This is a genomic window from Pseudozobellia thermophila, assembly GCF_900141855.1.
GTDB lineage: Bacteria > Bacteroidota > Bacteroidia > Flavobacteriales > Flavobacteriaceae > Pseudozobellia > Pseudozobellia thermophila.
Genome location: NZ_FQYU01000016.1, coordinates 20,983 through 32,500 on the forward strand (window position 1 = coordinate 20,983; position 11,518 = coordinate 32,500).

The following is an 11,518-nucleotide window of genomic DNA, read 5'->3' on the forward strand; positions in this document are numbered from 1 at the left end:
CCTCAAATTACCCCTCTACCGACCGGTGATTTGACCAACAAACTAGCATAAAACCTTTTACCGATTGTTCCAAAAAGCATTAGAGCATTACCAAACCAAAAAATACAGTCCTAACCTTAAACACCCTCTCTTTTAAACCATGACATTATTTAAAAGACTTTTTACCCAAAAAATACTTCCATTGCTCTTTGTTTCGGCCTTGGCACTGACCAGTTGCAACAAATCGAAGGAAAACCGGCTACAGATAAATTCGAATTCGCATATCGTCTTGATCGGCAACAATCTCTGCTCCCGTATGATCAATTTCGGCCATTTCGAAACCGAATTGCAAATGCGGTACCCAAAAGATTCCCTTTTTATACGCAACATGTGCGACGGTGGCAACACGCCGGGCTTTAGGCCCCACTCCGCTAGAAAATCGCCATGGGCATTTCCGGGCGCCGAGGAATTCTATAAAAATGAGCTTTCGAACGATTCGGGGAGCATCGGACATTTCCCTACCGAGGACGAATGGCTTACCGAACTCAAGGCCGACATCATCATCGCCTTTTTCGGCTACAACGAATCGTTCAACGGAGCCGAGGGCCTCGACAACTACAAGAACGAATTAAGGGCCTTTATCCAGCATACCAAAAACCAAAAGTACAACGGTACAAGCGCCCCCCAATTGGCATTGGTCTCGCCCATCGCGTTCGAAGACCTGTCGGACGAAATGGACCTACCCGATGGGGTCGAAGAGAACAAGAACCTCAAAATGTACACCGAGGCCATGAAAGAAGTGGCCACCGAGGCCCGTGTCCTCTTCGTAGATGCCTTTGGCCCCAGCAAAAGCTGGATGGAATCGGAATCGGAGCACATTACGGCCGACGGCTTTCAGCTTAACGACCTGGGCTATAAAAAATTGGCCGACCTGCTGGCCGACGAACTTTTTGACGAAGAGAAGGCTTCCAAAGCCGATCGCACCCTAGTGAACGAGGCGGTAAACGAAAAAAACTGGTTTTGGCACAACGACTTCAAGATTCCGAACGGTGTACACGCCTACGGTAGGCGATACGACCCCTTCGGACCCGACAATTACCCCTTTGAGATTGAAAAAATACGGCAAATGACGGCCATCAGGGATACCGCTATTTGGCTCGCCCTTGAAGGCAAGAAAATGGACTTGGCCCTCGCCGACTCGAAGACCCGGGAACTCCCTCCCGTCAAAACCAATTACAAGGAGAGCAAAAAGAATGGCAATCCCGAATATTTGTACGGAAAAGATGCCCTTGCAAAAATCAAGGCAGCCCCGGGCTATAAGGTCGAAATGTTCGCCTCCGAGCAAGAATTCCCCGATTTGGCCAATCCGGTACAAATTTCCTTCGACAACAAGGGAAGGCTATGGGTGGGCGTAATGCCGAGCTACCCCCATTACAAGCCGGGTGACGACAAACCCAACGACAAACTCCTGATTTTCGAAGATACCGATGGCGATAACAAGGCCGACAAGCAAACCGTTTTTGCCGATGGCCTCCACCTGACCATTGGGTTCGAATTTGCGCCCGAAGGTGTTTATGTTTCCCAGGGCACCAACCTTATTCTCTTGAAGGATACCGACGGGGACGACAAGGCCGATGAAAAGGAAATCATCTTAAGTGGTTTCGACGACCACGATACCCACCATGCCATAAGCGCCTTTACGACCGACCCCTCTGGAGCCATTTACATGGGCGAAGGCGTATTTCTACACACCAATGTCGAGACCGCCTACGGCACCGTACGGGGCACCAACGGAGGCTTTTATCGCTACAGTCCGCAAAGGCACCACTTGGAGCGTACCGCCCAATTGCCCATACCCAACCCATGGGGCATTGCCTTTGACGATTGGGGGCAATATTTCTTTGCCCATACCTCGGGCCCCGATATGACGTGGATGATGCCCGGAACCATACTTCCCAGGTACGGAAAGGCCTCGCCCTTACCTGAAAACCTAATCGAGGACAAGCACCGGGTGCGACCTACATCGGGACTCGAATTCGTTTCGAGCAGGCATTTTCCCGACAATGTCCAAGGCGACCTGCTGATCAACAACACCATCGGCTTTTTGGGCACCAAGCAACACACCATTGTAGACGACCCGAAATCCGCGGGCTACCTTAGCAAGCACCGACAAGACCTTGTCTTCTCCGATGACAAGAACTTTAGACCCGTGGATATGGAGTTCGCCCCCGATGGATCCCTTTATCTGATCGATTGGAGCAATGTACTGATCGGCCACATGCAACACAATGCAAGGGATCCCTTAAGAGACCACGCCCATGGCCGAATTTACCGTATCACCTATCCATCAAGACCTTTGGTGGAGCCCGCCAAAATAGATGGCGCAAGTATTGAAGAGCTGCTCGACAACCTCAAACTTCCCGAATACCGTACCCGATACCGTACCCGAAGGGAACTAAGGGCCAGGGACAAAGAAGAGGTTCGAACAAAATTGGAGGCATGGGTAAGCAAGCTCGACAAAAACGACAAGAACTACGAACACCATCTCCTCGAAGCGCTTTGGGTGACTTGGGGACTGAACGACATCGACAAAGATTTGCTTACGCAACTGTTGAACGCCCAAGATTACAGGGCTAGGGCGGCCGCCGTAGGGGTGCTGAGATTCAGTGGGGACCAAATCGCCGAAAAAGCCGATCTGCTCATGCAAGCGGCGAAAGACGACAACCCACGCGTCAGGTTGGCCGCATTGGTAACCGCCTCTTGGATGGACAAGGAAGTGGGCATTCCCATTGTAACCGAAGCAGGCAAGAAAGGTTTGGACAAATGGATGAAAAAGCCCTACGAGGCCGCCCTCGCCCATTTGAACGGCCACAACCTCGGCGAAGAGCCCAAGGAAACCATCGAAACCAGCCTAAAGGGAAAAGATTTGGAACTTTTGCTTGCCGGCCAGGAAATTTACGAGCGGGAAGGTTTCTGCACCACCTGCCACCAGCCCGACGGGAAAGGGCTTGAAAGCTCGGGCTTCCCTCCCCTTGCCGGTTCGCAATGGGTGACCGGCGATCCCGAGCGATTGATAAAATTGACCTTAAAGGGAATCATGGGCCCGATCGAGGTGAACGGAAAGGAATATCCGGGCCAAGTTCCCATGACCCCCTTCGGCGGTATGTTGAACGACGAGGAAATGGCATCGGTACTTACCTACGTCAGAAATACCTTCGGCAATAGTGCCCCTCCCATTTCACCGGAAAAAGTAAAGGAAGTACGCGAAAAAACAAAGGAAAAGGAAGGCTTCTATTCTTCCGAGGAACTATTGAAGGAGCACCCCTTTAAATAAAAGTTAAATGTAAACGAGTCGCTTGGTATTACCGATCGACTCGTTTTATCCCCAAATTTTTATCAACTTCCCACTTTAAAGACAAAAAAATAGAACTATTTGCAATGTAAGAGGTAGACAGCATAGTAGTACAAACATAACTTTGGGATAACCATGGTTTAGAAACCTAGACCGTATAACTCAATCCTAACATTATGAAGAAACTACTATTAAAAAAGCACTACCTAAGCCTTTACACCTTGGCTTTGTGTACGGCCTCTTACGGAAACCCCCTGATATCGGATGCGGTTGCCGTAGGCAAAAAAACAAATTTGAAGACCTCGGTCCGCTTTCAAGACGCGACCGTTACGGGAACCGTTCTCGACAGCAACAACCAACCCCTGCCAGGGGCAAGCATAGTTGAAAAAGGCACCTCAAATGGAACCCAAACCGATTTCGACGGCAACTTCGAGTTGGAAGTAAGCGACTCCAATGCCGTTCTTGTCATTTCCTATATAGGTTTTGCCTCCCAAGAAATTTCCCTGGCCGGACAAAGTTCCATAACCGTATCGTTACAGGAAGATGCCGCCAATCTAGACGAAGTGGTGGTCATCGGTTACGGTACACAAAAGAAAAGCGACCTCACCGGTGCGGTGGGTTCGGTCAAGGCCGAAGAATTGTCGCAAAGACCTTCCGCCTCCTTGAACCAGGCCATGGCCGGTAAAGTAGCCGGTGTCAATGTCACATCGGGCTCGGGCCGACCAGGGGGCAGGACCGTGGTGCGGATTCGCGGTAACACATCGGTCAGTATCGCCAACACGCCTCTTTACGTTATTGACGGAGTCATTTTAAATGCCGCCAGTTTGCCCAACGGCAGTACGCCCATCGACTATATGAACCCCAACGACATCGAATCGATCGAGGTTTTAAAAGACGCCTCGGCCACGGCCATTTATGGGGCAAGGGGTGCCAACGGTGTAATTCTGGTAACCACCAAAAAGGGTACCCGATCGGGCGACACCCATCTTAACTACGATGTGGATTTTAGTCTGGGAACCTTGCCAAAAAAACTTGACCTGTTGAATTCGGAAGAGTTTCTTATGGTCGAGGAAATCGCCTATGCCAATGCCGAAAAATTCGACCCCGACGGATGGGCCGGCGGTCGGTACACCGATCCCAGGCTGAAGCGGACCGACCCCCGCCTCTTTGACTCAGACGGTAATCCGTTATATGATACCGATTGGCAAGACGAAGCCATCAGGGCCGCCTTCACACAAAACCACCAACTTTCCTTTACGGGCGGCAACCAAAAGGCCAGTTACGGTCTATTCATGGGCTTTAGGGACGAAGAAGGGCTCATCATAGAGTCTTGGCTCAAACGCTATTCGGGCAGGTTTACCCTCGACACCGAAGTTACCGATTGGCTGAAAGTAGGCGGTAGCCTGAGCTATAACGACCAGAACGAAAAACAGATCGACCAATTGGGCGGTGGTGGAATCACCACCATGAGACAGGTTTTCGAGGCACTCCCCATAATTCCGGTAACCTATGAGGATGGCACTTGGGGATCCAATGCCGACTACCCCGGTATGGAAGGTGGTGCCAGCCCCGTGGCCGTAGCCAACGACAGAAGGTATTTTTTAAAGACCCAGACCGTTTTGGGCAATTTTTACAGCAATATCACCTTGGGTAAAAACCTGCAGTTACGTACTACCGTCGGTACCAATATCATCAACCAAAGAAATGACTACTACGGAGGTCGCGACCTGAAGTATATCGCACAACCCGACGGAGCGGCTTCGGTTTCCAACAGCCGTTTCAACTCATGGCAGTTTGAAAACTATTTGACCTACAACAAGGATTTCAACGAAGACAATTCCCTAACGGCCATGTTGGGACTTTCATGGCAGCATATCGACGAATTTCGTTCCACGGCCTCGACCAGGGGATTCGCCGACGATTTTTACGGCTTCAACAACCTTGGGGCGGGATCCAATCCGCAGACACCATCTTCAAGTCGGGTGGCTTACGGACTTAATTCTTACTTCGGCCGGGTCAACTACAACTATAAGAACAAATACCTATTGACCCTAACGGGAAGGGCCGACGGTTCCTCGAAATTCGGTCCTGAGAACCAGTTCGCCTTCTTCCCTTCCGCAGCATTGGCCTGGCGGGTTTCCGGCGAAGATTTCCTATCGCAAAGCGAAACCATTTCCAATTTGAAGCTCAGGGCCAGCTACGGGGCCACAGGCAACTCCGAAATCCCCGCATATAGGGCTTTGGCCGGCTTGTCGAGCGGCACTGTTATTTTCGGTGGAGATCGAGCCGCCTATAGCATTCCCCAGCGAATGGCCAACCCCGATTTGAAATGGGAAAAAACGGAGCAAGTGGACGCAGGTGTCGAATTGGGACTCTTCAACAACCGTATCGGCCTTGAGGTAGATGTCTATCGAAAACTGACCACCGATATGCTTCTTGATGCTCCCGTACCCTCGACCAGTGGTTTTACAAACGTCTATAGAAATGTGGGCAGTATGGAAAACAAGGGTATCGAAATCAACCTGAACACCATCAATGTAGACAACGAGCTCTTTGGATGGAGCAGTAATTTCAATATTTCCATCAACAAGAACGAAGTCGTGGCCCTTTCGGGAGGTTCCGATATTTTCTTGGGATCGACCTTGATCCGCGTGGGCGAGCCGGTCGGTACTTTCTTCGGATACATCGACGAAGGTACGTGGAATACGGATGAGGCCGATCAAGCCGCCATCTACGACAGACTTCCCGGAGATATCAAATACCGCGACCTTAACAATGACGGGGCCATCAATAGCGACGACCGGGCCATCATAGGAAAGGGTATACCCGATGGCTTTGGTACCTTTTCGAACACTTTTAGGTACGGTAACCTTGAACTTATGGTCGACCTACAGTTTCAGTACGGCAACAGTGTGATGTACAGGGACGAACACTCGGCGGAAGACCGTCAGACCATTGCGAACAGCTTCGCCACGGTACTAAACGCTTGGACGCCCGACAACCAAGATACCGACATTGCCCAAATACGGCCTATCGCCGCCGGTTACGACACCAACAACGATTCGGGCAAATTAAAGGATGCTTCCTTTTTAAGGGGACGGAACCTTATGCTTTCGTATGTGTTCAAACCTGAATTGGTCAAGCGTTTGCACTTGAACCGCTTAAGGATATATACTTCGGTACAAAACTTTTTTGTAGCTACCGAATATCCCGGGTACGACCCTGAAACCTCGAATGGCGGCGGTGCCTTTGACCAAGGTTTTTCGTTATACGATTATCCCAGACCCCGCACTTTTATGGTAGGACTCAATGTTGGATTATAACAATATAAAAAGATAAAAGAATGAAAATCTATAAAAACTTTATAAAAACGGTAGTAGTCGCCACCGCAGTGACGTTTACCACGGCCTGTAGCGACTTTTTGGATGAAGAGGACGAATCGAACTTCACCACCGACACCTATTTCACCAAGGCCGAACACGCCGAAAGTGCGGTAAACGGTATCTACGAACCCCTTGTACCCATTACCAGCAGCGGTTTTGGAGGAGGCACCTGGTTAATGCTCGAATTTGCGACCGGCCTGGCCAACACTTCCTTGGGGCAAGCCACGAACATTTACTTGGTCAAGGATTTGATCAACAATTCGGATAACGGTTATGGCAGCAGTTACTGGACGGAATATTATACGGGCATATCAAGGGCCAATCTGGCCATCGAAAAAATTCCTGAAATCAATATGGACGAAACCGAAAAACAGAATTATTTGGCCGAAGCCAAATTCTTCAGGGCCTACTATTACTTTGGCCTGGTACGCATGTTCGGCAACATCCCCATTATCACGAGCTCGGTCGACCTCGGCTCGGAGCAGCTATATCCCGAACAGGCATCAGCGGAGGCCGTTTACGATTTGATCTTAAGCGACCTGTCGGATGCCGAAAATTCGAGTTTGCCCTGGAGGGACGAATCGGGCAGGGTTTCAATGGGTGCGGTAAAGACGCTTATGGCCGATGTGTATTTGACCATGGCCGGGTATCCGCTGCAAAAAACGGAAAATTACGCCTTGGCCGCCGCCAAGGCCAAGGAGGTGATCGACTCGAACGAGTTCAGGCTTTTTGACACCTATGACGAGCTGCACGACCCCGCCACCAAGAACACCGGCGAATACATTTTTATGACCCAATTTGCCGCAAACATCCAATCCGGAAACTGGCAACCCGCCATTCTTCCCTACAACTTGGGTATTTCGGTCTACTCTGCCCAGACCGGCGGTATTTTTTCGACCAATGAGTTCGCCAATTCCTATGAACCCGGCGACAAAAGGGCCGAGGAAAAACAATTTTTCTTTAGAGACTATACCCTTGAGGCCGATCGCAGCGAAAGCATCAACCTAGGGGCGCCCTATATCTATAAACTGTTTGATGTGCAAGCCAACGAAGAGACGGCCCAGTCCGATTTGAATTGGTGCCTATACCGCTATGCCGATGTCCTCTTAATGTATGCCGAAGCTTCGAACGAAGCCGAGGGCGGACCCACAACAGAGGCCTATAACGCGGTCAACCTGATCAGACAGCGTGCCGAAGTTGCCGATTTGGCCGGTCTTTCACAAGATGATTTTAGGGAGGCCGTCAGGATCGAACGCGTTCATGAACTCAGTTTCGAAAACAAGACTTGGTTCGATATGGCGCGATGGAGAAAGGCCTACAACCCAGAGACCAACGCCTTGGAAGATTTCGTAGGCCACACGTATACCTACCTTCCGAACAAGGCCTTGACCGAAAGGGAGCTGTTGTTTCCGATTCCGACCTCCGAAATACAGAACAACCCCAATCTGGTACAAAACGCAGGATATTAGTATTAGAGAAACTTGACCACAAGTATTGTCGAGTAGTTAGTTGATAGTGATGATAAACCCTTGGCCATGGCCAGGGGTTTATTTATTACGACCGTTCCATTTATCGGATTTTACGGGAAGACCGGAACACCACCAACTCCAAAAAGGCAGCTACTCCCAAGGCCAGAAACAAAACGATTTCCGTCTGTAATATTCCTATTTGCCCCGGGCCGACTCCTAATTTGGAAAGAATAAAGAAGGCCAGGGCACATAATGTGGCGATCGGCATCAACAGGGAAAGCTTTTTGGAGCTGAGAATACCGACCAATATCATGGGGGCCATCATCGCCGTACCGGTAAAACTGGTACGTGCCAACAGCACCAAATGCTCCGTACTCACTATAGAGAAAACCAAGGCGAGCAATCCGAACACGACAATAAAAATTCTCGTGAGGCCCACGGCCTTATGATCTTCCAAGCTAAGCAGGGAGCGCAGTTCGGAGCCCAAGGCGAATATTTGCGAGTCGGAAGTCGATATCGCCGCCGCCACCAAGCCGATCAGGCCCAGCGCCGCTATGCCCGAAGCTTGGTCGTAGAGCAATACGTGGCCGATAAAATCCTGGGTGGAAGCGTCCGGGTATAAAACCGCGCCGTACATCCCCATAAACAGGGTCGGCAATATAACGAGGATGGCGACCACCCCGAGACCTATGGCCATTTTTCTAAGGGAAGCACTGCTTTTCATAATGACGACCCGGGTCGAAATTTGGGGCTGGGTAAAGGGCAAGCATATGATTGCAATAGCCGAAACAATAAAGAACTGGGGCGTAAACAAACCTTTCGGCCCAGGAACCGACAATAGCTTTTCATTGACCGAAGCCACTTTGTCGAACATCGATTCGATGCTCCCAAAATGTTCGATACAGTTGTACCCAACGATCCAAATGGTAAAAAACAGCAAGACACCCTGTAGGGTATCGTTGTACATAATGGCGCGCAAGCCTCCCGTCTCGCTGTAAATGACCATTACGGCCACAATGATCAAGCTCCACGCCCAAACCGGTATGGCATCGGGAAAAGCGGCCTTGAGAAATAGGGATATACCGCTTATCTGCACCGCAATATAAGGTATCAGGAAAATTACGGCCCCGCCAAAGGCCACGTAACCGGCCAACTTAGATTGGTAGGTAGCCACCATCAAGCCCGACATACCCTTAAAATCAAGGTTTCGGGCCTTGCGGCGCAACACTTCCCCGACCCGGATCAGGGCATAGACCATCATCGTGTCGGATACGGCGAGAAAAATCCAGGCCCCGATACCGTGCGTCCTAAAAAAATCGGGCATGCCCACTACGGTAAAGGCGCTGAAAAGGGTGGCCGCCGTGGTGAACAGGCCGATAACAAAACCAATGTTACCTCCTCCCAACAAATAGTTGGAGGTCGTTTTTTCCTTAATTCGGGTACGTCTTACCAAAAAGACAAGAATGGCCAAATAGACCAGGGCCGCAACGATAAACTTAGTCAGCATGCCTGTCTTCTTTGTTTACCAATGAGACCAAATAAGCCAATACGACAAAGGCCACGCTGACCAAAAAACCTACCCACATGGTATACGGAATCCCCATCAAAAAAGGATCCATAGTATTTTCGGGAAGCACCACAGAGGTAAAGGTGGCTATAAAAACGAGCAGTGCCAAGCTGTCTAAAAGGGTCAATAAATGCCGGTTGTGTTTTCTCATGGTTGGTTGGTTTATAGCGTTGGTATCGACATTCCCCCATCGATAAGGATCACCTGGCCCGTGGCATAGGGAATTTTGTTCTCGACCAGGGCACGTACGGCCCTTCCCACATCTTCGGGCTTTCCGAGGCGCGGCTGCAGGGTGAGTCCTTCCTCGACATCCTTTTGGTACTTTTCGAGTACCGCGGCGGTCATATCGGTTTCAATAATACCCGGGCGTACTTCGAACACCGGTAGGTCGTACGCCCCTAACCGAACGGCAAACAGTTTGGTCATCATACCCATACCGGCCTTTGAGATGCAGTACTCTCCCCTCATAATCGAAGCGGTGCTGGCGCTTACAGATGATATGTTAACGATACAACCTTCAAATGCCGCATCCTTTTGTTTACTTGCTATCATCAGATTGGCGATTTTTTGGGTGAGGAAGAAAGGCCCCCTTAGATTGATATCCATCACCCGGTCGTAGCTCACCGGTTTCATTTCCAAAAGGTCTACACGCTCATTAGGGGCGACTCCGGCATTATTGACAAGAACATGGAGCTCCCCAAAATGGTGCAAGGCTTCCTTGACCATAAGGTTGCGATCGGACTCGGAGGAAACATCGCCCCGGCAGTAGACCACTTGTTTGCCGAATTTTCGAAGTTCCTTAAGTTCGTCCAGTACACTTTCCTCGGGGCGGACCCCATTTATGGCCAAGTTGCATCCGGCCTCGGCCAATGCCTTGGCAATACCGTAGCCTATGCCCCGCGAACCACCGGTAATCAATACGTTCTTGCTCATAGTCGCACCTTCTTTTTAATTTGCTTGAGCCGATCGGCCTCGGGCATCCCCTTATAGTAGGCATCCAACGGGAAACACCCGGAAAGCATGCCTGTTCGCGGGGCCGTTGTACAATCGGAAAACGTTCTACATATCTTGCCCCGAACCAAGGTCCGTCCGTTCAGAATATCGTCGGGCATGGTCGGATAGCTTAAGACCATCCTACCCAGACCGATAAAATCGGCCATTTTATTGTCGATTACGGCCTCCCCCACACGGGGCACCCATTCCTGTAAATACGAATAGGCCGACCCTACGATTACCAGGTTGGGAAAATTTTTCTTGATATCGGCCGTAACTTGGATCTGCCGCCCTACGCCGACCAAGGGATCTTCGGGAGGGAGGTAGCCATCGGAGGGCGGGAAAATTGCGGGACGTATGATATGCGGGTTGTAATAGGGGCTTCCCGCCGTTATGCATACCAGTTCTATACCCAGTTCCTCGAATTGCCCGAGCAGTTCATAAACCTCGGTCAAATCGATTCCCGTTCCCGTACCGTCGCCCCCAAAGGCCTCGCCATACCCACCTTCGGTAACGCTGGGTATCCCGATGTTTCCTTTTCCTTTCTCAAAGGGACTAAAGTCAAAGGCGCTCAGGCGCACACCTACCGGTATTTGGCTCGTGGAGCGGATTCCCTCGACTATCGCCCTAAGAAAGGCCAGTCTATTTTTAAGGGAACCTCCATATTTTCCCTGCCGATCTTTGGCACTTAAAAATTCATGCCCCAAATAACCGTGGCAGTGCTTAATGTCGACAAAATGGAAACCGGCTTCCTTCGCCAGGCCAGCGGCCCTGA

Annotated in this window: 7 protein-coding genes (1 of these 7 cut by a window edge); 3 read left to right on the top strand and 4 right to left on the bottom strand. The window is 50.4% G+C overall.

What is annotated here, in order from left to right:
- Positions 1-139 precede the first annotated feature (139 nt).
- The 3 genes from BUB37_RS20230 (at position 140) to BUB37_RS20240 (ending at position 8,183) form a co-directional block, all read left to right on the top strand.
- Positions 140-3,313 carry a PVC-type heme-binding CxxCH protein gene (locus BUB37_RS20230; protein WP_072995747.1) on the top strand — a complete coding sequence of 1,058 codons (3,174 nt, stop codon included), beginning with the start codon at positions 140-142 and terminating at the stop codon, positions 3,311-3,313.
- Between the two features lie 194 nt (positions 3,314-3,507).
- Positions 3,508-6,654 (top strand): SusC/RagA family TonB-linked outer membrane protein, encoded by a 3,147-nt coding sequence (locus tag BUB37_RS20235; RefSeq protein WP_094766818.1) that lies wholly within the window; start codon positions 3,508-3,510, stop codon positions 6,652-6,654.
- 20 nt (positions 6,655-6,674) lie between these two features.
- Positions 6,675-8,183, top strand: a complete 1,509-nt coding sequence (locus BUB37_RS20240) for a RagB/SusD family nutrient uptake outer membrane protein (protein ID WP_072995749.1) — start codon at positions 6,675-6,677, stop codon at positions 8,181-8,183.
- A 100-nt stretch (positions 8,184-8,283) separates the two neighbouring features.
- Here BUB37_RS20240 and BUB37_RS20245 read toward each other — a convergent pair whose 3' ends face one another.
- The 4 genes in view from BUB37_RS20245 to BUB37_RS20260 are tightly spaced (at most 11 nt apart) and all read right to left on the bottom strand, a layout consistent with a single transcriptional unit that may run on beyond the window.
- Complete coding sequence (locus BUB37_RS20245; RefSeq protein WP_072995751.1) at positions 8,284-9,690, bottom strand: sodium:solute symporter family protein; 1,407 nt, start codon at positions 9,688-9,690, stop codon at positions 8,284-8,286.
- Positions 9,680-9,901 (bottom strand): hypothetical protein, encoded by a 222-nt coding sequence (locus BUB37_RS20250; protein ID WP_139278153.1) that lies wholly within the window; start codon positions 9,899-9,901, stop codon positions 9,680-9,682. Before BUB37_RS20250 ends, BUB37_RS20245 begins: the two co-directional genes overlap by 11 nt.
- A gap of 11 nt (positions 9,902-9,912) precedes the next feature.
- Positions 9,913-10,683, bottom strand: coding sequence for a 3-ketoacyl-ACP reductase (locus BUB37_RS20255; protein WP_072995755.1), 771 nt, complete (start codon positions 10,681-10,683; stop codon positions 9,913-9,915).
- Positions 10,680-11,518, bottom strand: partial view of an oxidoreductase gene (locus BUB37_RS20260; protein ID WP_072995757.1) — the 3' portion only. 604 nt of this gene lie beyond the right edge of the window; the window shows 839 of its 1,443 coding nt (coding positions 605-1,443); its start codon lies off the right edge, out of view; it ends in the stop codon at positions 10,680-10,682. Before BUB37_RS20260 ends, BUB37_RS20255 begins: the two co-directional genes overlap by 4 nt.